The sequence below is a fragment of the Yoonia sp. JB2-21 genome (genome assembly GCF_055693545.1).
In genome coordinates, this window is record NZ_JBVFUC010000001.1 from 1,984,696 (window position 1) to 2,008,544 (window position 23,849).

The window sequence follows — 23,849 nt, forward strand, 5'->3', positions numbered from 1 at the left end:
TAGAGTAGGGCTTAGATATGAAAGAGCCACGCCACACCAGCACAACACGCGGATTTTCCCGTGCCGCGACATTGATGCAGACCCGCATCCGCAAGGCCAGCGAAGATCGCGGTTTTGCCGTGACGCGGTTGCTGACGCATTGGTCCGAGGTTGTGGGCGAAGCGACGGCAAAGACCGCAACGCCGGTGAATGTCAGCTACGGTAAGGGTGGCATGGGCGCGACTTTGACGCTGTTGACAACGGGCCCGCACGCCCCGATGCTGGAAATGCAAAAAGAGCAAATACGCGAGAAGGTGAATGCCTGTTATGGGTATCGCGCGATTTCGCGCGTACGCATCACTCAGACCGCCCCGGTAGGCTTTGCAGAAGGACGCGTGGCTTTTGCACCTGCGCCAAAAGTCAAGAAATCCCCCGATGCAGCAGTGCAATCCGCGGCAAAAGACTTATCTAGTGAAATAGAAAACGAAAAATTGCGTGCAGCGCTGACTGCGCTGGGCGCAAATGTATTAACAAAACAAAACTCTGATCAGAGGTAGATATGAAACGCAGAACTCTCTTGACCGCTGGCGGCGGCGCTTTGGTGGCTTTGGGTGCCGGTTGGACACTCACACGGCCTGATCCGCAAACGGGGCTTCTGCCCGGCGCCGCAATGGCGCAAAGCACAGACGGCGCACTGCCGGAAGTGATGGAGATGGTACAGGGCGATCCTGAGGCCCCCATCGAACTGATCGAATATGCGTCATTTACCTGTCCGCATTGTGCGTCTTTTCACGCCAACCAGTTCAAGGCGCTCAAGGAAAACTACATCGACACCGGTAAGGTCAAATTTGTCTATCGCGAGGTCTACTTTGACCGTCCGGGCTTGTGGGCATCCATGATCGCGCGATGCAGCAACGATTCTGATTTCTTCTTTGCGTTCTCGGATCTGCTTTATGCAGAGCAGCGCGCATGGCTGGCATCTGGTGAACCTACCGACATCATCGAAGACCTGCGCAAATTGGCCAAAACGGCCGGACTTGACGATGAGACACTCGACGCTTGCTTAAGTGATGCGCCGAAAGCAGAGGCTTTGTTCACTTGGTATCAGGAAAATGCCCAGCGTGACGCGATCAATTCGACCCCGACGTTCATGATTGACGGGCGTCAGTATTCAAACATGGTTTATGACGAATTCGCTGATATTCTGGATGGGAAGCTGGGCTAATCAGCCTTTCGCATGATCTGAAAGATACTGAATGCAGCCGCTTGCGGGTTTGAAAGTTGTGGAATTGGCGCGGGTCCTAGCGGGCCCGCTGGCCGGGCAAACGCTTGCCGATCTTGGTGCTGAGGTTATCAAGATCGAAAGCCCGCAAGGGGATGATACGCGTCAGTGGGGCCCGCCTTTCGTCGATCATGATGGTGAAGAAAGTGCGGCCTATTTTCACTGCTGTAACCGGGGCAAGAAATCCGTCGTGATTGATTTCCATACACCCGAGGGTCAGGCGCAGGTAAAACATCTGGTCGCGGATGCGGACATTCTGATTGAAAACTTCAAGGTGGGTGGGCTTGCAAAATATGGCCTGGACTACGCGAGCCTGTCAGCTTCTAACCCACGCCTGATCTATTGTTCGATTACGGGCTTTGGCCAGGATGGCCCTTACGCCAAGCGCGCTGGCTATGACTACATTATTCAGGGGATGTCGGGGCTTATGTCGGTCACCGGCGAACCGGACGGGCAACCACAAAAAGTGGGTGTTGCTGTGACGGACATCTTTACCGGTATTTATGCCTGTACTGGTATCCTTGCCGCCGTCAATCAACGCCATACGACTGGTAAGGGCCAGCATATCGATATGGCTCTGCTGGATGTCGCAACCGCGGTCATGACCAATCAGGGCATGAACTATCTTGCAACCGGCACGGCACCAAAACGGATGGGCAATGCGCATCCAAATATCGTCCCTTACCAGGTCTTTGATTGTGCCGACGGCCATATTATTGTGGCAAGCGGGAATGACGGACAGTATCAGCATTTCTGCCGACTACTCGGCGTTGCTGAGTTGGCGGATGATCCGGAATTTGCCACCAACGCCGCGCGCCTCACCAATCGCGCCAAGCTGTCGGCGCTGCTGACCGCCAAGACCGCGCAATGGTCAAAGGCTGATTTGCTTGACGCCTGCGAAGCGCACGGGGTCCCGGCCGGACCTATCAACGACATGAAAGATGCATGCGCTGATCCGCAGGTCATCCATCGCGGGATGCGTGTTGATCTTGATGGCATACCCTCTGTCCGTTTGCCCATTACGTTTTCTGACGCTGATGTTGAACCCAAGACCGCCTCACCCAAATTAGGTGCGGATCAAGACCTGTTGGACTAAAGCCCCAGTCTATCAAAGGCCGCATCAATTGGCCCCCAATCCACAAGTTGCAGACGCACAGGCAGGGTTAGCACCTTGGAGCGGAAGCTATCAGGTAGGCGCACCGCGTCCTTTTCTGTTGTGACAAGCTGGGCCTTACGCGCTTCGGCTTCGATTTCCAGCCGTTTCATCAGAGCGTCGGTCAATGGTTGATGGTCGCCAAGTGCCTCGGCGCGCACGAGCGTTGCACCCATGTCCCGCAGGGTAACAAAAAACTTCTCCGGATGTCCGATGCCCGCAAATGCCAGCAACTTGAGGTCTCGCCACGGCATGCCTGTTGGTAGGGGTGCAAGATGCCCAACCAGATGCGGCTTGTCACTTGTCCATGCCGCGCTGAACCGGTCCTGATCAGCGGGCGGTCCGATAGAAAGTACAAAATCGGCGCGTTTCAGACCCGTCGTGACAGGTTCGCGCAACGGCCCAGCTGGTACGACCCGGCCGTTGCCGAAACCACGCAGGGCGTCCACAACAACAATTGACAAGTCTTTGGCCACATCAGGGTTTTGAAACCCGTCATCCAAAAGGATGACATCCGCACCGGCCTCTTGTGCGGCGCCGACGCCAGCCGCCCGATCCTTGGCGACCCATGTGGGTGCGAACGCTGCCAGCAAAAGCGGTTCATCACCCGTCTCGCTTGCTTTGTGAGTGCGTTCATTGACGCGAAGCGGTCCTGATAGACTGCCGCCATATCCGCGCGATACAACATGAGGGCTGCGCCCGCGCGCCGTCAGGCGTTCAATCAATGCTATGGTCGTGGGTGTCTTGCCGGTGCCCCCTGCGTTGATATTGCCAATGCAGATCACCGGAATGTCGGCCTTTATTTTGGCGCTCTTGCGCAGGCGATGGGCGGTTGCAGCGGCATAAACTGCGGCCAATGGCGTCAGAAGTCGGGCAGACCATGCAGGCCGATCAGGCGGCGTAAACCAGAACGGCGGCGCGCGCATCTATTGCTCCTGTTCCAGCTCTTCCAGGCGCATTTGGATAAATGCAGCAATGCGGTTCGTCACCATCGCGCCGCGCGACGTCACATCCCACGCCGCATGGGCGATCTGGGCGGTTTTGTCAGGGGACAGAAGCGTTTCGATCGTCGGACCCAGGTCGGCCGCCGATCGGATTAGACGCGATGCATCCGCTGCATTTAGTTTTGCGGCATGTCGCTGAAACGGCGATACTTGCGGCCCGTAAAGGACTGCAGACCCAAGGGCGGCTGCTTCGAACGGATCACGGCAACCCCCACCGTCCAGGGTGCCGCCCAGATATGTGATTGGTGCGAGGCGATACCAAAGACCAAGATCAGAATCGGTATCAATGACATAAACCTGCGTGACATCTGACGGCTGCTGCTTTTTGATTGCAGCGCCACGTTAAACCCGAGTTTACGCATTTTTTCGGCGATTGGATGGGCCATGACGTGATGCCGCGGCACAATGATCAAAAGCAGCCGATGGGCGCGTCTGCTGGCAAATTGATGCGCCTGGGCAAGTTGTTCGCATTCGTCCAATTGTGCACCGGCCGCGAGCCAAACCGGTCGCGCGCCAATAGCAGTGGCCATTTCCTGTCGCTCGGTTTCATCACATGGCAGGGTTGGGGCGGCGTCGCCCATTGGGCCGGTGACAAGAACTTTGTCCTCGGGTGCGCCAGCCCGGATCAACCGTTCAGCGGCACTATGATCAAGCATCAAAAGCGCTTCGAACTCTGATAACAAGGACCGCATGGCCCCGGGTACCCAGGTCCCCGCAACATGGTCGAGCCCTTCAGCATTGGCATCCACAAGCATGGCAACAATTTTGGCCTTGCGTATTTCGGTAAGCAAAATGGGGTCAAGGTCGCCCTTCACCCAAACACACATCGTCGGTTGCCAGTGCGCAATGAAACTTCGAATATTTTCGCGACCAATGGGTTCAGGCAAGGCACGTTTGACATAAACCGGATTCCAGTCGAGCAATGTCACGATGATATGCAGCGGGTCGCCATCTTCGGCCAGCTTACGGGCCAAGGTTTCAATCGCCGTCAGCTGATCTGGATCGCTGCAACGTGCCCAAATAATCGTGCCTTCCGGGCGCGGTGGCTGCTCGGTTGAATGCTGCGGGCTATCTGGAGATCCCAACCCGGCCAAATAGGCGGCAATTGCGAGGGATCTTGCCATATCTTACTGTCCCAAAACCTTGCTTTAGTTGTCGAGTTCTTCGGTAGGCGATGCTTCTGTTTCTTCATCCCGCAACCGGTGGATATGCGCAATAAAGTAACGCATATGCGCATTGTCGACGGTGCGCTGGGCAGCACCTTTCCACGCGTTGTAAGCCGCTTCGTAGTTAGGGAACATGCCCACAATGTCGATATTGTCGACATCTTTGAATGCGTTCTTGCTTGGATCAACAAGCTCTCCGCCAAAGACGAGATGTAGGCGCTGGGTCATGGGAAAACCTTTGTGAATTTCTGTGTTGAATACAGTCTAGGGCTTTGGTGACGGCGGCTCAAGTCGGGCAAGAAGATCGGCATGCAATTGTGGACCAGCAGCCAGAACGCCCGGCACCTGTGGATGGGTATTGTTGAACCGCAGGGCTTGGCCATATTGGTCAGTGATACGCCCGCCCGCCTCTGTGACGATCAGCGCGCCTGCGGCGATGTCCCATTCCCAACTGGGGCGCAGCGTTATCATGCTGTCGTACGCACCCTGCGCCACAAGGCAGAGCCGATAAGCAAGGGACGACCGGAACTTGCGTTTGACTGGCGGCAGCGCGCCGTTTTTCCAGAACCGGCCATCAAAGTTCGGTTTTGCGCCGAGCACAGTTGCGCCGTCCAGCGCGGACTGCGTGGTGTGGATCGGTTCTCCGTTCAGGCTGGCTCCAGCATCCTTGCGTGCAGCAAACATCATATCGCGCATCGGCAGGTAAACGGCGGCTGCCACCGGGGTCCCGTCTTTGACGATGGCGAGAGAATGTGCCCAATCGTTGCTGCCATCAATAAAGGCGCGTGTGCCGTCGATAGGGTCAATGATGAACTGGTGTTCGGTTTTCAGACGCGCGGTGTTGTCTTCTGTTTCTTCTGAAAGCCACCCGTAGTCGGGTCGTTCAAGCCGCAAGGATGTTTCCAACATCGCATTGACAGCAAGGTCAGCGTCGGTGACAGGACCCGCACCATCGGGCTTGTCGGTCACGTCAGGATTTTGCTGAAAGTACTGTTTGGCGATGTCGCCTGCGTGTCGTGCTGCATCAACTAGCAGCGCAAGATCAGTCTCCGGCAAGGGTCAGTCCTTCGACCAGCAACGACGGAACAACGCGCGACAGATGGGTCCGTCCATCGTTGGCAGGGATGATCGTCATCAACATATCCCGCAAGTTGCCTGCGACAGTGCATTCATTGACCGGATAGGTGATTTCGCCATTCTCGACCCAGAAACCAGCCGCGCCGCGCGAATAGTCACCTGTGTTGGAATTGATGGTTGAACCGATCATGGATGTGACCAGCAGCCCCGTACCCATGTCCCTGATCAGATCGGCTCGGGATTTGTCACCTTGGGTCAATGCAACATTTGTCAGTTGCGGCGAAGGCGGCGCCCCGGTACCGCGCGCTGCATTTGCGGTGCTGTCCATGCCAAGTTTTCGTCCGGTCGCAAGGTCCAACGTCCAGCCTGTCAGAATTCCGTTCTCGACGATTGCCCGCTTTGAAGTTGCCAGCCCTTCGGCATCAAACAGACGCGATCCCGTGACACGCGCACGATGCGGATCTTCGATGATGGATAATTCCGTGGGCAGAACCTGCTGGCCCATAGCATCGCGCAGCCAACTGGATCCCCGTGCAATCATCATGCCGTTGGCGGCTTGCAGAAGGCTACCAATCAAGGAACTCGCGATCCGTTCATCAAAAAGTACCGGAAAGGCACCTGTTTTGGGTTTTTTGGCACCGATCCGTTCTACAGCGCGCTCTGCTGCAGTGCGCCCGATCTCTTCGGCATCGCGCAGGTCGGCTTGAAAGACGCGGCTGTCATAGTCGTAGTCGCGTTCCATGTCTGTACCGGTGCCGCTGATTGCAACGCAGGACAAACCACGATCAGTGCGGGTATATCCGGCGGAAAAACCGTTCGTCGCGGCCAAGTGGATTTGGCGGCGACCATATCCGGCAGAGGCGGACTGTACCTGACTGACGCCAGCATTGCGCAAGGCGGCGGCTTCGGCGCGTATCGCATCATCCTGCAATTCAGCCGGGTTGGGTTCGTCGCTGGGGTCAAAAAGCTCCAGCGCTTCAGTTGCTGTATTTGTAGTAATCTGGGCGGCATCAGCGAGGCCCGTATGCGGATCTTCCGGCGCTTCCTTGGCCATTGCAACGGCACGCTCTGCCATCTGTGTCAGCGTGTCTGGTTTGGCATCCGAGGACGATACGCAAGCCTGCCGCTGACCAACAAAGACACGCAGACCGATATCGATCCCTTCAGATCGCTCCGCTTGCTCCAACGCACCTTCGCGCACGGTAATTGACAGCGACGTGCCATCAACCGCCATCGCGTCGGCTGCGTCTGCACCAGCGCGCTTGGCTGCTTGCAAGATCTGGTCAGATAGATCGGAAAGAGATTGGGTCATCATTTATCCTTTGCTGGCCAAAGACCTAGTGCGCGCCGCAGTGACCCGCAAGACCGGGTGCACCAAATGAAAAGGGCGCAGATGTTGCCACCTGCGCCCGATCCGGATTTGAAGTGTTTAGCGAACGCGGTTGCCGTTCACATTCACCTGTCCGTTTTCAAGAATTTCCACCGAGGTTTCCATCGCGTCATCACCGACAGATTTGGCAAACATCCCCACCATCATACGGGCACCCATCACGTCTTGCTCTGGAACCAGACCCATTGCGACAAGGTTATCAAGCAACCCGTTGAAACCTGTAATCTGGACTGTTGCGGCACCTTCTGGGCGCGGCAAGGGTGCAAAGGTCTGCATATCGGTGTTGTCAAAAGTGAACGCGCCATCGCCTGTCATTTTCGCTCCAGCGGCATCAATGTTGAGCGTTTCAAGCACCAGTGTCTCGGGTTCAAACGGTGCGCCGCCGTCCATAGCCATAGCCATCTGATCTTCGGGATCCATCACATTCATCAGGGCCTTCGCCGTGCCTTGCAACGACAGTTGAATGGTTGCCGGATCGCGGGGCAAAACACTGCCCGGATCAAAGAGATCCCACAAACCATCGCTGATCGCCAGATCAATTATGTCAAAGCTGATCCCCATGGGGGCCGCTTCTTCAGTTTCGGCGGTCGGCATTTCGAAGCCAAGACCGTATGTTGCCATGCTGATATCAATGGGAAGCGGAAACTCTGAGGTCTGCATAGCAAGCTCCAGATCATCAACGGCTGTGTCATAGGCCAGCGCTGTCTCGCTTAGGCCGAACGTGAATGTTGCCTGCCCGGTGCTGCCAGACGCCGAGAATTGATCGCCCTCGGCATTGATATCCATGACGAAGTCAGAACTTTCGACAACATAGCCACCGGCAGTTGTCATGCCCGCCGCAACCAACTGTCCCGGCTCGATCTGTTCGACGTCGACAGGCATGGACACGTCACCCTGGACCGACATGTCGTTATATTTGGCCGCTGCGGTGATGTACTCGCCATCAGAACCGGGAATCTTGAAATCAACCAGTAGATCAAGCAGACCAACAGTCGCATTGTAAGAGGTTTCACGCGTGTCGCCGATCACACTCGAAGAGCTTGCAACAACATTGTTTGCTGTCAATTTAGCATCGCCGCCAAAGGTGACATCGCCGTTTGTAGCGTTCACGAAAGCGATCTCGTATTGATCTGCGGTGATGTCATAGTTCATTGCGTCAGGGTCACCGCTAACAATCATTTCAGCATTTGTCTGGCTGACTTCGACATTGATCACGGTGCCATCTTCAACCGTCATCACCATCGGATAACTATCTGCGATCGTCACGCGCACGGTGCCATCGGACTGTTCATTGAACACGATGTCACCGATGTTCATCGCCAAAGAGACGTCGTCGTCAGCATAATTCATTGCCAAATCGCGCACCGTCAGCGTACCGCTGGATGTTTCCTCTGCGCCGATCGTGATGTTGTCTTCGCCGTAAAGGGCCAGTTGTGACTTCCAGTCTTCCCAGACCTGCGCTGCGGTGACGTCCGCTTGCGCCGCAGTGCCAGCAATCAACGCGGCGAGGCAAACAGCGCTGCGCATTCCAGTAGAGTAAGTCATTCAAAATCCCTTTCTTTATGTCTCTTTCAGAACGGTCCATGGCTTCTTACTATGGTGCCAACGGACGTTACTATCGATTCACTAAGTAGCTATCCCAAACTTGGTCTGAAAGGGAGAAGGCGTGAAAAACATCAATTTAGTCGGGAAAACCGTACTTATCACCGGTGCAAGCCGTGGAATCGGCGCCGCCGCCGCGCATGCTTTCGCCGCCGCTGGTGCAAATGTGGGGCTCGTTGCGCGGAGTACGGATGACATCGCTGAAATCGCAGGGAATATTGGCGAAAAGGCGCTGGCAATCCCATGTGATGTGTCGCGTTACTCTGATGTGGCATCTGCTGTGTCAGCCACTGCGCAGACCTTTGGAGGTCTGGATATATTGATCAACAACGCGGGTATCATTGATCCTATCGGTCATCTGCAAGATACGGATCCAGAGGCCTGGTCCCGTACTATTGATATCAATGTGAAGGGTGTCATGCATGGGCTGCACGCAACGATGCCGGGTATGATCGCGCAGGGGCATGGAACAATCATCAACATTTCATCCGGCGCGGCACATGGGCCGGTTGAAGGGTGGACGGCCTACTGCAGCTCCAAGGCCGCAGTCTATATGCTGACGCGTGCAGCCGACAAGGAAGCGCGCGACAAAGGATTGCGCATCATGGGTCTTTCGCCGGGTACTGTCGCGACCCAGATGCAGCGTGAAATCAAAGCATCAGGGATCAATCCCGTCAGCCAATTGGACTGGTCGGACCATATTCCACCTGAATGGCCCGCGCGGGCCCTCTTGTGGATGTGTACATCGGAGGCGGATGGTTTCCTTGGCGATGACATCAGTCTGCGCGATGATGATATCCGCAAAAAGGTTGGTCTTACATGATCCGTTGTGACCGGGCCGGCGACGTCTGGACTGTCACAATCGACCGGCCGGAAAAGGCCGGTGCGCTGACCCCGGAAATGCTGCGTGAACTGGTACAGATTGCAGAGGACGCCCAAGCCGCCAAGCAGTTGATCCTGACCGGAACCGGCAAAGTGTTTAGCGCGGGTGCCGATCTGGAAGCCGCACGCGCCGGGCTGGCGACAGATCCGGTTTGGGAACGGCTGTCAGCGGCGATTGCGGCCTTACCGGGTATGACCATCGCTGCGTTGAACGGCACCGTCGCCGGTGGCGCATTTGGCATGGTGTTGGCGTGTGATCTGCGGGTCGCTGTGCCAGCGGCGAAATTCTTTTACCCGGTGATGAAATTGGGCTTTCTGCCCCAGCCGTCTGACCCTTCGCGACTGGCCGCGCTTGTCGGGCCGTCGCGGGCGAAACTGATCCTGATGGCGGGGCAGAAGATCAGCGCAGAGGATGCGTTGGGCTGGGGGCTTGTTGACTGCATCGTGCCGTCTGAGAGCTTGCTTGAAAGTGCATCTGCGTTGGGCAGAGATGTGCTTTCGGCAGATCTCGCGCATATTGCAGGCATCAAAGCACTCATTTGACAGGCTTGCGCCCGAGGTCGCGGCACTGCAGAAGAGCCAAGAGAGAGAATTAGAGGATGGCATGGAACCGCAAACATTGATGGATCAGGCGCGTGCGGCTTTTGATCAGGCACTGGTGATCGCGCAGGACTGGCTGTTGTCGCCAGCGGCATGGTCTCAGTTTGGGTTGCTGATTGGCGCGTACCTGCTTGCGCGCGTGGTCAATCGCATTGCGGCACCACGGATCACGTCGCTCTTAACACCTGCTGCCGATAGCATGACCATTCTATCAAAGGCACGCCGGTTTATTTTGATCTTCCTGCCGCTGCTGCTGCCGTTGTTGGCCTATGGCTTTACTGCGATAGGCGAAGCGGTCACGCGGTCGCTCTTTGGATCAGGTGCGGTCATTGCCTTTGGCAAACGGGTCTTCTTGTTCCTGGCAGCACGGGCCTTGGCCAAACACATCATCACCGATGCCTTCCTCAAGATGCTGGCCAAATATGTCCTGGTACCGGTCGCTGCACTTTACGCAGTTGGCTTTCTTGATCAGGTTGTCGCTGCTCTTGATGCCGCAGTCGTCAATCTTGGCAACATCAGCTTTTCAGCATTGGCAATTGTGCGTGGCGCGATCGCTGGTAGCATCCTGTTCTGGCTGGGGCAGTGGTCGAACTCCCAGTCCTCCGCCTACATTGAACAACAGCCCATGCGGCCAGCGATCCGGCAACTTGCGATCAAGTCGTCAGAGTTTGCGATCTTCGCCATCGCCTTCCTTGTTTTGATGAACATCATGGGCATCAGCCTCAGCTCACTGGCTATTATCGGTGGTGCTGTTGGTGTCGGCCTCGGTTTTGGTCTGCAAAAGATTGCGTCAAACTTTATCTCGGGCGTGATCCTGATGGTGGAAGGACAGGCGACCGTTGGTGACTATGTCGAATTGGATGGCGGTGAGGCCGGTACGATTATCAAGATGACGGCACGCGCGACGATTCTTGAGACCTATGACGGCAAATGGATCGTTGTACCAAACGAAGATTTCATCACGACGCGTGTGGTTAACTATTCGGACTCTGGTTCAGCGAACCGGCTCGAAGTGGCGTTTTCTGTCAGTTACGATACAGATATCAACACAATCCCCGCCATCATCGAAGCCGCAGTGTCCAAGCACCCCGGGGTGCTGCAAGAACCCGAAGGTCCCGATTGCGAACTGCGTGGGTTCGGCGATAGCGGAATAGATTTTGGCGTCGAGTTTTGGGTCGAAGGCATTGATGACGGCAAGAATAAATATTCGTCTGACGTGCTGTTTCTGATCTGGAATGCATTGAAAGACAACGACATCGAAATCCCCTATCCGCATCGCGTGATCGAGATGAAGGGGCCAATGCCAACGTGACCGATGCGGTTGTCATTGGGGCTGGCCCCGCCGGATTGATGGCAGCAGAGGAACTGGGAAAAGCGGGGCTTTCGGTCCTTGTGGCTGATGCAATGCCGTCTGTCGGGCGCAAATTCCTGATGGCTGGCAAATCCGGGCTGAACCTGACGAAAGCAGAGCCGCAGGCGCGGTTTCTTGCAGCGTTTGGGCATCCACAGCCAGCGGTGATGACAGATGCACTGCGCGCATTTGGCCCCGACCAGATCATGGCGTGGGTCGAGGGTCTGGGTCAGCCGATTTTCACTGGCTCCACCGGGCGCGTCTTTCCCAAGGCAATGAAAGCATCGCCATTGTTGCGGGCTTGGTTGGCGCGTCTTGAGGGCCTGGGTGTCCGTCTGCAAACGCGGTCCTATTGGAAGGGCTGGGATGACAGATCGCTGGTTTTTGACACACCAACAGGGGCAAGCGTGATTGCACCCAAGGTGACCGTTCTTGCGACGGGTGGCGCAAGTTGGACGCGGCTGGGCGCGACCGGGACATGGGCGCACTACTTGGCCGAAGATGTGGCTCCTTTTGTTCCGGCAAACATGGGGTTTGTTGTAAAGTGGTCCGATCATATGGCCCCGCATCTGGGGGCGCCGGTCAAATCCATTGCACTCACTGCGGGTGACACAACAACACGGGGTGAGTTTATCGTTTCGCGGCACGGGATCGAAGGAGGCGGTATCTATATGGTCTCGCGCGTCATGCGAGAGGGCGCTGCGCTCTACGCCGATCTGCTGCCGGACTGGTCATCGAATAGGTTGCGCGCGGCACTGGCCAAACCGCGTGGCAAGGCCAGCCTGACAAATCACTTGCGTAAGGTATTGCGGTTTGGCCCGCTTCAAATGGCACTATTGTCTGAATTTGGACGTCCTTTCCCCGACGATCTGGCGCCACTGATCAAGGCATTGCCTATCCGGCATGACGGCCCGCGACCTATGGACGAGGCGATCTCAACAGGAGGTGGGGTTCGCTTTGACGCAATGACTGATGATTTGATGCTGAAGCGAAAGCCCGGCGTCTTTTGTGCCGGAGAGATGCTGGACTGGGAAGCACCGACCGGTGGCTACCTGATTTCCGGTTGTCTTGCGACAGGCCGACTTGCTGGTCGTGCTGCTGCGACATTCGCTGGTGTCACCCTTTAGCGTATTTGAAAGGATCACATTGATTCGATTGGTCCGCGGTGCGACGAGGCCAATCAATCAGCCAACATTGTTGCGGCTCATCCCAAAAGCCGGCGATGCAATAGTACCGTGAAATCAATAAAGTGCGGTATCTTGAACGTTGATTCCGCTACTCCCAATTGCTGACGAATCCATACCGTTGCTTATTTTTTGGATGTTAATACATCAGCATTTGGTGAAAAGTGTTGCACCTTGGCATCGCTTTTGTGTCAATTGGCGTGCTGGTCATAGCCGCAAATTACCTCAAACCGCCCAGTTTGTTGCAAAAGTTTACTGGTCTATCGCCTCAAATCGCCAATATTTGTTGGATGTACTGAAGATGGGTGAAACAAATTTCGCTCTGTTTTGTGCCGAATACCCGGTCTAGGCGAAGAATCGCCCTTAAAATTATGCCTAGAATTCACCGCCAATGCCTGATTCAATAGAAAAATGTGGAACGGTCACGCTTTGACCTGTCCACCTCGTGCATGAATGGAGTACTCAAATGCGCTTTACAACAACACTTGCTGCCGCTGCTGCCCTCGCAGTTTCCGGCGTTGCCGCTACAGCTGGCGGTATGAGCGAAGAAGTCATGGAAGCCCCTGTTGTGATGGTCGAACCAGCACCAGCACCAGCAGCGTCTTCTATCAGCCCAACATACATCGTTCTCGGTGTGCTTGCTGCACTGCTGATCGCTGCTGCGGCTGCTGAAGCTGACTAAGTTTAAGATCTCAGATCTTAGAAAGGCAGGCCTTGGCCTGCCTTTTTTCGTTTCAGCGCCGCGCCATCATTGCCAGCCGGATCAACGTCCGCTCCATCAGGGCGTTTTGCGGGGCAGTATTCGCAGAGCGCAATTGCAAGTCGACATCCGTTAGCGCAGTTAGCGCGCGTTCCAGCCGATCGCGCCCCCAGTGGCTTGCTTGACGTACCATTTTGTCACGACGCGGTCCAAAGACAGGCGGTCGGAGCCGGCCTGCACCCGCAGCGGCACCGCCGGGATCGGACGCCACAACATGCAGACGACGAAAATGACGCATCGCGCCAATACACAGCGTCACCGGGGCCACCCCTTGAGCATATAGATTGCGCAATAGCGGGCCTAACCGGTCTGCCTGACCGGTCGTTACAATGTCTAGAATATCGTCGACATCCACTTCTGCGGACTGCGGCGCATTCGCAGTGATATCTTCAATGCTAAGAGGGCTGTCATCACTGCGCTTGTAAAGGCTGACTTTTTCGATGGTCTGCCTGAAATCTCCGGGCTCGAGCGAATTCGCCAGTGACACGAGCGTTTCCATCACATCCCGGCCCGGTTGCGGTATGCCCGCGTCTTGGAGCGATTGTTCGATGTCACCAATGGTCGGCGGATCATCATAAAGGCCGATGGCAACTGCATTGCCATGCCCTTCGACGACCTTGCGCAGCGCGGATTTGGCGGTGAGCTGTCCGGCGGTGATGACAATTTGGGCATCACCGGATTGCCAGTCTGTCAACACTGCCGCAATTACTTTTGAAAGCCCGTCGGTCGCGTCCTCAACAAATGCAACGCGGTGACCGGGGAAGAACCCTTGCGCCTTTATGGCGTCATCCAGCAAAGCGGGATCTTTGCGCAGGTCCGCCCCGCTGATACGTGTCAGCCGCATTTCTTCCTCGCCCTGAGGTCCAACAAGTGCTGTGATGACCTGTTGACGTTTGTCAGCAACGCGCATGGGATCGGCGCCAAAAATCAACAATGCTGCATGGCCAGGATCCGGCTTGCGGAAGTAGTTTTGTGCAGCGCTGCCGGTCAGCTTCATTTTGGCAGCTCTGGCGCAAGAAGCAGCAAGCGACTGATGATCAGATCCGCGAGAATGACGGACAACCGCGCTTGCGCATCGTCGCGGGTGGCTTGTGTTGCGATGGTCGATCCAGTGGCAGAATAACTGGTAAAGGCTTCGACCTCTCCGCTTTCCAAGGTGGCACCAGTGGCATTATCCACCAGCGACCATGTCGCCGTACCAATGATGTTCAGCCGGGAGGTATCACCATCAGCCGAGATCGCGGCAGCCCGTTGGCTGTAACGCTCTGTCGTCTTGAGCACGTATCGTGGGTTGCTGCCGCGGCCAAGCCGCTCTTTCAGGCGTTGCTGCAATACAAAACCAGAGACAGTTTCATTGGACTCAACGGCGACAAGACCTCGCAAACCGCTATCACTACTGTAGATCGGTGCGAAACCACAGGCAGAAAGGGCCAAGAAACCCAAGACAACGATCCAGCGGTGTGTGCGGCTAGATGACAATGTTCACAATCCTGCCCGGTACCACGATCAGCTTTTTGGGGGATCCCCCATCCAGCGCAGTCTGAACTACCTCTAATGCCATTGCCATCTCTTCCACGGCCTCTTTGGATGCATCCGCTGCCACGTTAATTTCGGCGCGCCGTTTGCCGTTGATCTGGATTGGCATGGTGACGGTGTCTTCGACCAACATCGCCTCATCCGCCATGGGCCAGGGGGCATTTGCAATCAGGCCTTCGCCACCGAGCATCGTCCAGATTTCCTCGGATAGATGAGGGGTCATGGGTGACATCAGTTGGGCCAGTACCTTGGTCGCCTGACGCTTTGCGGTTCCGCCTGCCTTTGATTTCGCCAACACGTTGGTAAATGCATAAAGTTTTGCAATAGCTGCATTAAAGCCGAATGTTTCGACCCCCATTGTCACATCATGGATGGCCTTATGCATCGCGCGCAGCAGGTCGTCGTCCCCATTGTTTGTGCCCTCATCCATTGTCGCGATATCTGTCGCGACACGGTGCACACGGTTCAGGTGTTTGTACGTTGCCTCGGCGCCGGATGCGGTCCACTCTACATCCCGTTCTGGCGGGCTGTCGGACAGGACGAACCAGCGGGCAGTATCAGCGCCGTACTTTTCCAAGATATCATCTGGGTCGACGACGTTCTTTTTGGATTTCGACATTTTGGCCGATGGGATGATTTCAACCGCCGTGCCATCGGCCAGTTTACCGTCCATCACATCTTCGGGCAGGTGATAAACAGGGCGGCCATTGGCGTCATTGGTTTGGTAGATCTCATGCGTCACCATCCCTTGCGTAAACAACGCATTAAACGGCTCTGCCGTGCCTTCGGGCAGGTGGCCGGTCATGTTCATCGCGCGGGCAAAAAAGCGGCTATACAGCAGGTGCAGGATCGCATGCTCAATCCCGCCGATATACTGATCGACATTCATCCAATAGGCGGCATCGTCCAGATTGGTCGGTGTGGGGGCATCAGGGGCGGTGAAGCGGGCGAAATACCACGAGCTATCCACGAAGGTATCCATCGTGTCCGTCTCGCGCTGGGCAGGCTTGCCGCAGGACGGGCAAGCACAGTCGCGCCATGTCGGATGACGGTCCAGCGGGTTGCCGGGAATGTCAAAGTTGACGTCATAGGGCAGCTCAATCGGCAGGTTTTCCTTGGCTTCGGGCACAACACCGCAGTCATCACAATGAACAACAGGGATCGGGCAACCCCAATAGCGTTGGCGGGACAAGCCCCAATCGCGCAGGCGGAATTTGGTTTGACCGGTACCAAGGTTATGCGCTTCGAAGTAATCGATGGTTGCGTCAATGCCGCTCTGACTGGTTGTCTCGGCCAGTCCGGCAAAATGGTCGATATAGACCACGGTCTCGGCCTTGTCGGGAACCAGTGCAGTGTTGCCAACCGGGGTATCATCGCCGGGCATGTGGAATGCACTTTGAACCGGCAGATCGTACTTGCGGGCAAAATCCAGATCGCGCTGATCATGGGCAGGGCAGCCAAAGACTGCGCCTGTGCCATAGTCCATCAAGACGAAGTTCCCGATCCAGACAGGTAAGTCTTGATCAGGGTAGACAGGGTGTTTGACGCGCAATCCCGTATCGACACCCTTCTTCTCGGCCTTTTCCATCGCGGCTTCTGTCGTGTCCATTTTACGGCATTCATCAATGAAGTCAGCCAAGTCAGGGCGGGATGCTTCCAGTGTTTTGGCAACCGGGTGGTCTGGCGCAATCGCAAGGAAGGATGCGCCGCGCATGGTGTCTGGACGGGTTGAGTAGCACAGGATCGGCTCACCATCGTCGCGCCGTTCAAAAGGGATTTCGATGCCGCGTGACTTGCCGATCCAGTTCGCCTGCATCAGTTTCACCTTGGCGGGCCAATTGTCCAAACCGTCCAGCGCAGCCAGCAAATCCTCGGAATAGTCACTGATCTTAAAGAACCATTGCACCAATTCGCGGCGCTCCACCTCGGCGCCGGAACGCCAGCCTTTGCCATCAATGACTTGCTCATTCGCCAGCACGGTCATGTCGACCGGGTCCCAGTTCACCACAGCTTTCTTGCGGTAAATCAGGCCCTTGGACAGAAAATCAATGAACAGGGCCTGCTGTTGGCCATAGTATTCCGGATCACAGGTCGCAAATTCGCGGGACCAGTCGATCGACAGGCCCAGCGGTTTCATCTGCGCCTTCATGTCGGCGATATTGCTGTAGGTCCAATCCTTTGGGTGACCACCTGATGCCATCGCCGCATTCTCCGCCGGCATCCCGAAAGCGTCCCATCCCATCGGGTGCAGCACGTTATGTCCTGTCGCCAGCTTATAGCGCGCGATCACGTCACCCATGGTGTAGTTGCGCACATGGCCCATATGGATGCGGCCTGATGGGTAGGGGAACATCTCAAGCACGTAGTACTTTGGCTTGTCCTCGCTCCGCACAGCCTTGAAGGTCTGCGCCGTATTCCAGGCGTCCTGCCATTTCGCCTCGATCGTGGCGGGGGTGTAAGTGGTCATCTGATGGTCTTTCCAAAAAGCAAAACGCCAAAAAGCAAAACGCCGGACGCTGGGGCCCGGCGGTAGTCATAATCGGGCTTGAGGCCGATGGCTATAGCGCTGCGTCAGCAATCCGCAGTTGGCGGGCACGTGCAAGGATTGCGTCCTCGACCGCGCGCTGGGTTTCAAGCGCAACAGGGCCATTGCGGGTGAGTAGGCTGAGGTTCAGCGAACGTGCATCCATAGCTGGGTCACTGACCTGCACAGTTGCGCGATACGCGCGGCCACTGCCGGGTGGGGTGCCAAAGCCAGTTGTGATCACGCCCGTGAACGGATCCGCAGACTGAACCGGCAGAAAGCTGAGCACATCAAGCGATGCGGCCCAAAGATAGCGGTTTACTGCAACATTTTCCGCGCCGCGGGGCGTTGGGGCCGGACCGCTGCCGCATGCGACCAGCGCGCCAAGTGTGATGATCAACAGCGCTTTGCGCCAAATGCTCAAAATCAAAGTCAAACCACTTCCCCTTTGGTCGGGTCAATCACGCCTGCAAAATATGTAGCGAAGGGGGGCAGGGCCACAAGCGTTTAAGCGTTTGAAGGATATTCCACAAAAAGAAAGAGCGACCCCAAGGGGCCGCTCTCGCTATTTTAGGTCGTTCTGCTTCGATTAGAAGGAGAAGGAAACCTCAACCGTTGTACCTGGCAGGTACTCAGGTGCGCCGATTTCGTCTTCTTGGTCTTCGTCTTCGTCGATTGCGTAGGATACGAGGAACTCTGCGCCACCGCCGAGATCATACTCACCAGCAACGTAGAAGTCTGTGTCGTCGCCTTCGTTCTCGTTCTGTGCACCAGCAAGAATTGTCAGGCCGTTACCCAGGTCGTAAGAACCGTCCAGGTTGAACTTGTCTGTACCCTGGTCGAAGTCGTAGTCAGCTGTGACAGAGATTGGGCCGTCTGCGTAAGCAATTTGCAGACCCATGTTGTCTTCGTCGCTGTCGTTGTCGTCTTCAGCAACGTAGTAAGCTGTCGCTGTGACTGGACCGAAAGGATATGCAACCTGGATACCAACAGAAGACTGGTCGCCTTCGTCGTCGATTTCGGAAAGCTGAGCATACGCCAGTGTGATGTCTGCACCACCGAAGTTTACGCTACCGGAGATACCGAAGACTTCGTTTTCTGTGAAGTCACCATTTGCAACGGCAGGAGCATACAGACCAGCTGCAACCAGCTCGTTTGTCGCTGTTGTGCGCTCGTCGTCGTCAGCCAGACCTTCCAGAAGTGTACCAGCTGCTGCGCCGAGACCAGCAGATACTGACTCTTCCTGGTAAGCAACAGACATGGAGAACATGCCGAAATCACCAGCAACACCGATCGACAGTTGGTCAACAACTTCGTCGTTGTTAGCAAAAGGCTCAACGTCTGCAAGGGCAACAAGACCACTTTCAAGTGCATCTTCGTCGAAGTTTGCGTTTACAGCGCCGCCGTCGTTGGCGTCGGTGCCAAGAGCGTGTGTCACGTTGTAAGATACAGAAGCGTCAAAACCACCTACGGAGAAATCACCGCGGATGACGTTTTCGCCGTCAGCTTCGGAGAAGCCGTCGAATTCCATATCGCCAGCGCCGACCCAGCGTGTTTCAGCAGCGAACTCTGTGTCGCCGAAGTTCAAGCTTGCGCTTTCTGTTGCCAGTGTCAGAACAAATTCGTCGCTTGAAATTGTTTCGGAGTTCTCATCATCAACGATGTCGAGTTCGAAAGCAGCAGTCGCTGTTACGCCGTTGTCCAGGCCAGCTGTCATTGTCACGTCAATGTCAGCGTCCCAGAAGAAACCGTCTTCACCGTTGACGTCGTCATCGTTGAAGCCAAGGTTTGCGTTACCAGCAAAGCTGATACCTGAGTGTCCGTCAGCAACAGCGGCGCCAGCAAAAGCGACGATAGCTGTTGTTGTAAGAAGGATGCTTTTCATGGATATTTTCCCTCGTGTTATGCATTCCCAAGAATGCCAGTTGTCCTAGCATTGGCGTTTACCTGCTCCCTTCCATGCGAACACTCAAGTGAAATAGGGGTTTGAAACTTGTCTTTGGTTAAAATGATGCATCAATGACACACAAATTTTTCGACAATGACACCGGTTGAAATTCGCACTATTTCAGGCCGAAACGTCCCGTGATCCTTATTTATCGGAGCCTCCTATGCCTCTTGCCGAAATTCAGGCCCGCGTTGCGAGCGCATGCGACGCCGCAGGCCGAAATCCCGATGATGTCAAACTGATTGCGGTTTCCAAAGTGCAGCCGAACGCACGCGTTGATGCGGTGCTGGAAGAGGGCCATCGCATCTTTGGCGAAAACAAGGTGCAAGAGGCTGTAGGCAAATGGCCTGATTTTCGCAAACGCTATGATGGGGTTGAGCTGCACCTGATCGGACCTTTGCAGTCCAATAAGGTCAAGCAGGCGATGCAGCTTGCGCAGGCGATCCACACACTCGACCGATCTAAACTTGCCAATACAATCGCACGCCATGCACAAGATTTAGGGATATGTCCTGATCTCTATATACAGGTGAATACCGGTGAAGAGGCGCAGAAGTCGGGCATCTTGCCTGCGGAAGCTGATGCTTTCGTGGCTGAAGTCCGCGCCCTTGATCTACCTCTCAAGGGTTTGATGTGCATCCCGCCTGTCGACGAAGAACCATCACTACACTTTGCATTGCTCGGCAAAATCGCGGCCCGCAACGGGCTGTCTGGTCTGTCGATGGGGATGAGCAGCGACTTTGAAAGTGCGATTGCATTGGGGGCCACACATGTTCGTGTTGGTTCCGCGATATTTGGTGAGCGCGTTTACGGGTGACTGACACCTACGATCCGCCCAAGGCCCCATTGAAGATCCTCCATGATGATCATCAGGTTTTGCTTGTCGACAAGCCGTCCGGTCTGTTGTCGGTCCCCGGCAAAGGCCCGCATTTGGCTGACTGCTTGATGGCGCGCGTGCAGGCTGCCTTTCCGATGGCGTTGCTTGTACACAGGTTGGACCGGGACACATCGGGCGTGATGATCTTTGCGCTCACGCCGCATGCCCAGCGCCACCTCGGTTTGCAGTTCGAGAAGCGCCAGACCAAGAAAACCTACGTCGCCCGTGTCTGGGGCAAGATGGCCGAGAAGACAGGGACCGTCGATCTGCCCCTGATCGTCGATTGGCCCAATCGTCCGCTTCAGATGGTGGATCATGAAAACGGCAAGCAGGCTGTGACTGACTGGCGCGTCATCCGGGCCAAGGATGGCGAAAGCCGGGTACGCCTGATGCCGCGCACGGGACGGTCGCATCAGTTGCGGGTGCATATGCTGGCATTGGGTCACCCGATCCTTGGTGACCCGTTTTACGCAAAGGGGCCGGCACGGGATCACCCGCGCCTGATGCTGCACTCCGAAACCTTACAGTTCCGCCATCCTGATGGTGGGCAGGGCATGCGGATCACCGCAAAGTGCCCTTTTTAGTCGGACCTATTCGGCGGCCCAGCCAGAGATGGCTTTGACTTCCAGAAATTCTTCAATGCCCCAAACACCACCTTCGCGGGCGCGTCCTGACATTTTGACACCACCAAAGGGTGACCCCGCACCGCGTCCTTGGCCGTTCATTTCCACCATGCCAGAGCGCAGGGCGCGGGCCATGCGGTTACGCTTGGCACCGTCTTGGGTCTGGACATAGTTGGTCAAACCGTAGGGCGTGTCATTCGCAATGGTGACAGCGTCCGCTTCATCCTCAAACGGAATGATCGACAGGACCGGGCCAAAGATCTCTTCTTGGGCGATCCGCATGTCGTTGGACACATCGGCGAAAACAGTCGGGCGGACATAGTAGCCCTTGTTCACCCCTTCCGGCAGGCCGGGACCACCGGCAATAAGACGGGCACCTTCATTCATGCCAACTTCAATCATGTCCTGAATTTTGGTCCATTGGGTTTTGTTTACAACCGGGCCTATATGGCGACCGGGTTCAGATGCGGGGCCAACGGCAATGCTGCCGGCAATCTCGGCCGCAGCTTCGACTGTTTGGTCATAGATGGACCGTTCCACCAGCATACGGGTCGGCGCGTTGCAGGACTGGCCAGAGTTGTTCATGCAATGGATTACACCGCGCTTAACCGCCTTTTCATCAGCATCGGCAAAGATGACATTGGCGCCTTTGCCGCCCAGTTCCAGTGTGACCCGTTTCAGCGTTTCTGCCGCAGCGGCAGAGATCGCTTTGCCGGCGCGGGTGGACCCCGTAAAGCTGATCATGGCCACATCTTCATGGCGCGACAGCTGGCTGCCGACGCCGGCACCATCACCGTTCACTAGGTTGAAGACACCGGCGGGAACACCAGCGTCATGGACAAACTCAGCAAAGAGTAGCGAAGAAAGCGGGGCCTCCTCAGAGGGTTTCAAGACCATTGTGCATCCTGCCAACAGCGCGGGGATCACCTTCAGCGTGACCTGGTTCATTGGCCAGTTCCACGGTGTGATCAGCCCAACCACACCAATCGGTTCCATCGCGATACGGTCGTTGGGGGCATGTGGGCCAAGGGGGCGGATCCACTCTACTTCCTCGAATGCTTTCAACGCACTTTTCAGATGCCGGGGCAGACAGGGGGCTTGGCTACTGCGCGCCATATCGATGGGCGCACCCATTTCAAGGCTGATCGCTTCGGCCATCTCTTCAACACGCGCTTCATATTGGGCAAGGATCCCTTTGACATAACCGGCCCTTACCTCTGGGTCAGTTGTGGCCCACGCCGGAAAGGCAACCTTCGCGGCAGCAACGGCGGCGTCAGTATCCGCCTGATCACCCAGCGAGATAACCGCGCCAACATCTTCGGTTGAGGGGTCAATGACGTTGCAATCACGCGCCATGACAGGCGGCACCCACGCACCATTGATATAGAAATTGCGCTTTTCGATCATGGCGTATCTCCTTTGCGTTCGCAGTTTTGTGGCATCGCAATTGATCTTCCGCAAGCGCATGTGGCGTTACGTTGTCATGATCTCTATATTGACGGACGAGTACGCAAGTTAAGGAGCACCAAAATGAGCCTGCGCATCAACGATACGATCCCTGATTTGACGGTTGAAACCGATCAGGGCAGTTTTTCGCTACATGACTGGATCGGCGACAGCTGGGCGATCCTGTTTTCGCATCCAAAGGACTTCACGCCGGTTTGTACGACCGAATTCGGGGCCGTCGCGCAGCTTGCCGATGAATGGGCCAAGCGCGGTACAAAGGTGATTGGCGTCAGTGTTGACGGTGTAGAGGACCACAAAAAGTGGAAGGGCGATATTGAGACAGTGGGCGGTGCGCCTGCCGGGTTCCCGATTATCGCTGACACCGGGTTGGAGGTTTCGAAAGCGTTCGACATGCTGCCAGCCGAGGCATATTTGCCCGACGGCCGTACACCAGCCGACAGCGCGACCGTCCGGTCCGTGTTCATCATCGGACCAGACAAGCAGCTTAAGCTGTCGATGACATATCCGATGACCGTGGGTCGCAACTTTGCAGAAGTGCTGCGCGCGTTGGACGGCTTACAGACATCAATGGGTCGTGGTGTTGCGACACCTGCGAACTGGAACGTGGGGGATGATGTGATCATTCCTGCGACGGTGAGTGATGAAGATGCAAAGGCCAAATTTGGTGATTTCACCAAGGTGCTGCCGTATCTGCGGACGACTAAGTTGAAAGATTAAAAACAAAAGGCCGCCTGTGATTGCAGGCGGCCGTCTGATTTCTGTCTCCTGCTGCCTTAGAATGTGTAAGAGACACCAAGTGCCAGATATGGCAGTGCGTTCACATCTTCTGCATCGCTGATGGCATCCTGAACATCTGGGTCAGCATCGATGCTGGCCTGATCCGCCGGGTTTTCGGCTGTGTATTCAACATCGATACCGCCGGTGAAGATCACTCCGACCTCAGAGGTGAAGGCCCAACCATTGCCAAGACCCAAGTCGTAGCCCGTGGTGATCATTGGTGCCACCGTGTTTGAGAATTCTGCAGTGACGTCCGCGTTGTCACCGTCAACCTGACCGGATGCATCAAGCTTGGTGTTCGACAGGAATAACCCACCAGAAATGCGCCAGCCGTTTTGCATAGGGTAGTAGTCCGCCAAAGCAGCCAACCCACCCAAGCTAAAGTCACCCTCAACAGTATCGCCATCGTCGGTGTCTTCAAAGTCCAGGCCAAGACCACCCATCAAGACGCCACGTGCACGCCACTGCGGATCAATTTGGTAAGCGCCTTCCAGGTTGAGGCCAAAGTTTGACAGTCCACCACCGACGGTCACGTCGCCAGCTTCTTGTGCATTTGCCAGTGCGCCGATTGTTGTCAAAGCGGTGGCTGCCAAAAGTCTTTTAGGGATCATGTTTCTTCTCTCATAAAATTATCGTGGTTTTGGCAATGTGATTGTTCGAAAAAACG

At 55.8% G+C, this 23,849-nt stretch carries 24 protein-coding genes; 11 read left to right on the top strand and 13 right to left on the bottom strand.

Annotation, left to right across the window (positions count from 1 at the left end):
- Positions 1–17: 17 nt before the first annotated feature.
- From ACZ1G5_RS09880 to ACZ1G5_RS09890, 3 genes are read left to right on the top strand one after another with little or no spacing between them, the layout of a single operon-like run.
- The gene (locus tag ACZ1G5_RS09880) at positions 18–536 is read left to right on the top strand and encodes a DUF721 domain-containing protein (protein WP_472732673.1); all 519 of its coding nucleotides are present in this window, start codon (positions 18–20) and stop codon (positions 534–536) included.
- A 2-nt stretch (positions 537–538) separates the two neighbouring features.
- Complete coding sequence (locus tag ACZ1G5_RS09885; protein WP_472732674.1) at positions 539–1,204, top strand: DsbA family protein; 666 nt, start codon at positions 539–541, stop codon at positions 1,202–1,204.
- A 31-nt stretch (positions 1,205–1,235) separates the two neighbouring features.
- Positions 1,236–2,357, top strand: a complete 1,122-nt coding sequence (locus ACZ1G5_RS09890; RefSeq protein ID WP_472732675.1) for a CaiB/BaiF CoA transferase family protein — start codon at positions 1,236–1,238, stop codon at positions 2,355–2,357.
- On the opposite strand, the gene lpxK is transcribed toward ACZ1G5_RS09890, so the two are convergent.
- The 6 genes from lpxK to ACZ1G5_RS09920 form a co-directional block, all read right to left on the bottom strand.
- Entirely contained in the window at positions 2,354–3,340 is a 987-nt protein-coding gene (gene lpxK, locus ACZ1G5_RS09895; protein WP_472732676.1) for a tetraacyldisaccharide 4'-kinase, read from the bottom strand. The genes ACZ1G5_RS09890 and lpxK overlap by 4 nt on opposite strands.
- Positions 3,341–3,534: 194 nt before the next feature.
- Entirely contained in the window at positions 3,535–4,542 is a 1,008-nt protein-coding gene (locus tag ACZ1G5_RS09900; RefSeq protein ID WP_472732677.1) for a 3-deoxy-D-manno-octulosonic acid transferase, read from the bottom strand.
- 24 nt (positions 4,543–4,566) lie between these two features.
- Positions 4,567–4,812, bottom strand: coding sequence for a DUF4170 domain-containing protein (locus tag ACZ1G5_RS09905; RefSeq protein WP_472732678.1), 246 nt, complete (start codon positions 4,810–4,812; stop codon positions 4,567–4,569).
- Between the two features lie 36 nt (positions 4,813–4,848).
- Positions 4,849–5,640 (bottom strand): inositol monophosphatase family protein, encoded by a 792-nt coding sequence (locus ACZ1G5_RS09910; protein ID WP_472732679.1) that lies wholly within the window; start codon positions 5,638–5,640, stop codon positions 4,849–4,851.
- Complete coding sequence (locus tag ACZ1G5_RS09915) at positions 5,627–6,973, bottom strand: TldD/PmbA family protein (RefSeq protein ID WP_472732680.1); 1,347 nt, start codon at positions 6,971–6,973, stop codon at positions 5,627–5,629. Before ACZ1G5_RS09915 ends, ACZ1G5_RS09910 begins: the two co-directional genes overlap by 14 nt.
- 117 nt (positions 6,974–7,090) lie before the next feature.
- A complete protein-coding gene (locus ACZ1G5_RS09920) occupies positions 7,091–8,596 on the bottom strand; it encodes a DUF2125 domain-containing protein (RefSeq protein WP_472732681.1) in 1,506 nt (501 codons plus the stop codon).
- A gap of 130 nt (positions 8,597–8,726) precedes the next feature.
- On the opposite strand from ACZ1G5_RS09920, the gene ACZ1G5_RS09925 reads away from it, so the two are divergent.
- The 5 genes from ACZ1G5_RS09925 (at position 8,727) to ACZ1G5_RS09945 (ending at position 13,352) form a co-directional block, all read left to right on the top strand.
- On the top strand, positions 8,727–9,476 hold the full coding sequence (locus ACZ1G5_RS09925) for an SDR family oxidoreductase (RefSeq protein ID WP_472734314.1): 750 nt from the start codon (positions 8,727–8,729) through the stop codon (positions 9,474–9,476).
- On the top strand, positions 9,473–10,078 hold the full coding sequence (locus tag ACZ1G5_RS09930) for an enoyl-CoA hydratase/isomerase family protein (protein WP_472732682.1): 606 nt from the start codon (positions 9,473–9,475) through the stop codon (positions 10,076–10,078). Before ACZ1G5_RS09925 ends, ACZ1G5_RS09930 begins: the two co-directional genes overlap by 4 nt.
- 61 nt (positions 10,079–10,139) lie before the next feature.
- Positions 10,140–11,447: a mechanosensitive ion channel family protein gene (locus tag ACZ1G5_RS09935; protein ID WP_472732683.1), complete on the top strand. Its 1,308-nt coding sequence runs from the start codon at positions 10,140–10,142 to the stop codon at positions 11,445–11,447.
- The gene (locus ACZ1G5_RS09940) at positions 11,444–12,613 is read left to right on the top strand and encodes a TIGR03862 family flavoprotein (RefSeq protein ID WP_472732684.1); all 1,170 of its coding nucleotides are present in this window, start codon (positions 11,444–11,446) and stop codon (positions 12,611–12,613) included. Before ACZ1G5_RS09935 ends, ACZ1G5_RS09940 begins: the two co-directional genes overlap by 4 nt.
- 523 nt (positions 12,614–13,136) lie before the next feature.
- Positions 13,137–13,352 carry a hypothetical protein gene (locus ACZ1G5_RS09945; protein ID WP_472732685.1) on the top strand — a complete coding sequence of 72 codons (216 nt, stop codon included), beginning with the start codon at positions 13,137–13,139 and terminating at the stop codon, positions 13,350–13,352.
- 52 nt (positions 13,353–13,404) lie between these two features.
- On the opposite strand, the gene holA is transcribed toward ACZ1G5_RS09945, so the two are convergent.
- The 5 genes from holA to ACZ1G5_RS09970 all read right to left on the bottom strand — a co-directional run bounded on the left by holA (position 13,405) and on the right by ACZ1G5_RS09970 (position 19,375).
- Positions 13,405–14,427 carry a DNA polymerase III subunit delta gene (gene holA, locus ACZ1G5_RS09950; RefSeq protein WP_472732686.1) on the bottom strand — a complete coding sequence of 341 codons (1,023 nt, stop codon included), beginning with the start codon at positions 14,425–14,427 and terminating at the stop codon, positions 13,405–13,407.
- Entirely contained in the window at positions 14,424–14,909 is a 486-nt protein-coding gene (gene lptE / locus ACZ1G5_RS09955; RefSeq protein WP_472732687.1) for an LPS assembly lipoprotein LptE, read from the bottom strand. The genes holA and lptE overlap by 4 nt, the downstream gene beginning before the upstream one ends.
- Entirely contained in the window at positions 14,899–17,433 is a 2,535-nt protein-coding gene (leuS, locus tag ACZ1G5_RS09960) for a leucine--tRNA ligase (RefSeq protein WP_472732688.1), read from the bottom strand. The genes lptE and leuS overlap by 11 nt, the downstream gene beginning before the upstream one ends.
- 91 nt (positions 17,434–17,524) lie before the next feature.
- Positions 17,525–17,869 carry a DUF3576 domain-containing protein gene (locus tag ACZ1G5_RS09965; RefSeq protein WP_472734315.1) on the bottom strand — a complete coding sequence of 115 codons (345 nt, stop codon included), beginning with the start codon at positions 17,867–17,869 and terminating at the stop codon, positions 17,525–17,527.
- A 210-nt stretch (positions 17,870–18,079) separates the two neighbouring features.
- Positions 18,080–19,375 carry a porin gene (locus ACZ1G5_RS09970; protein WP_472732689.1) on the bottom strand — a complete coding sequence of 432 codons (1,296 nt, stop codon included), beginning with the start codon at positions 19,373–19,375 and terminating at the stop codon, positions 18,080–18,082.
- Positions 19,376–19,601: 226 nt separating this feature from the next.
- On the opposite strand from ACZ1G5_RS09970, the gene ACZ1G5_RS09975 reads away from it, so the two are divergent.
- Both ACZ1G5_RS09975 and ACZ1G5_RS09980 read left to right on the top strand, forming a co-directional pair.
- Positions 19,602–20,255, top strand: a complete 654-nt coding sequence (locus ACZ1G5_RS09975; RefSeq protein WP_472732690.1) for a YggS family pyridoxal phosphate-dependent enzyme — start codon at positions 19,602–19,604, stop codon at positions 20,253–20,255.
- The gene (locus ACZ1G5_RS09980) at positions 20,252–20,899 is read left to right on the top strand and encodes an RluA family pseudouridine synthase (protein WP_472732691.1); all 648 of its coding nucleotides are present in this window, start codon (positions 20,252–20,254) and stop codon (positions 20,897–20,899) included. Before ACZ1G5_RS09975 ends, ACZ1G5_RS09980 begins: the two co-directional genes overlap by 4 nt.
- A gap of 6 nt (positions 20,900–20,905) precedes the next feature.
- Here the strand turns inward: ACZ1G5_RS09980 and ACZ1G5_RS09985 are convergent, their stop codons facing one another.
- Positions 20,906–22,345 (bottom strand): aldehyde dehydrogenase family protein, encoded by a 1,440-nt coding sequence (locus ACZ1G5_RS09985; RefSeq protein ID WP_472732692.1) that lies wholly within the window; start codon positions 22,343–22,345, stop codon positions 20,906–20,908.
- Positions 22,346–22,468: 123 nt separating this feature from the next.
- Between ACZ1G5_RS09985 and ACZ1G5_RS09990 the strand changes: the two genes are divergently transcribed.
- Positions 22,469–23,122: a peroxiredoxin gene (locus ACZ1G5_RS09990; RefSeq protein ID WP_472732693.1), complete on the top strand. Its 654-nt coding sequence runs from the start codon at positions 22,469–22,471 to the stop codon at positions 23,120–23,122.
- A gap of 56 nt (positions 23,123–23,178) precedes the next feature.
- Here ACZ1G5_RS09990 and ACZ1G5_RS09995 read toward each other — a convergent pair whose 3' ends face one another.
- Positions 23,179–23,793, bottom strand: a complete 615-nt coding sequence (locus tag ACZ1G5_RS09995) for a hypothetical protein (protein WP_472732694.1) — start codon at positions 23,791–23,793, stop codon at positions 23,179–23,181.
- Positions 23,794–23,849: the final 56 nt, after the last annotated feature.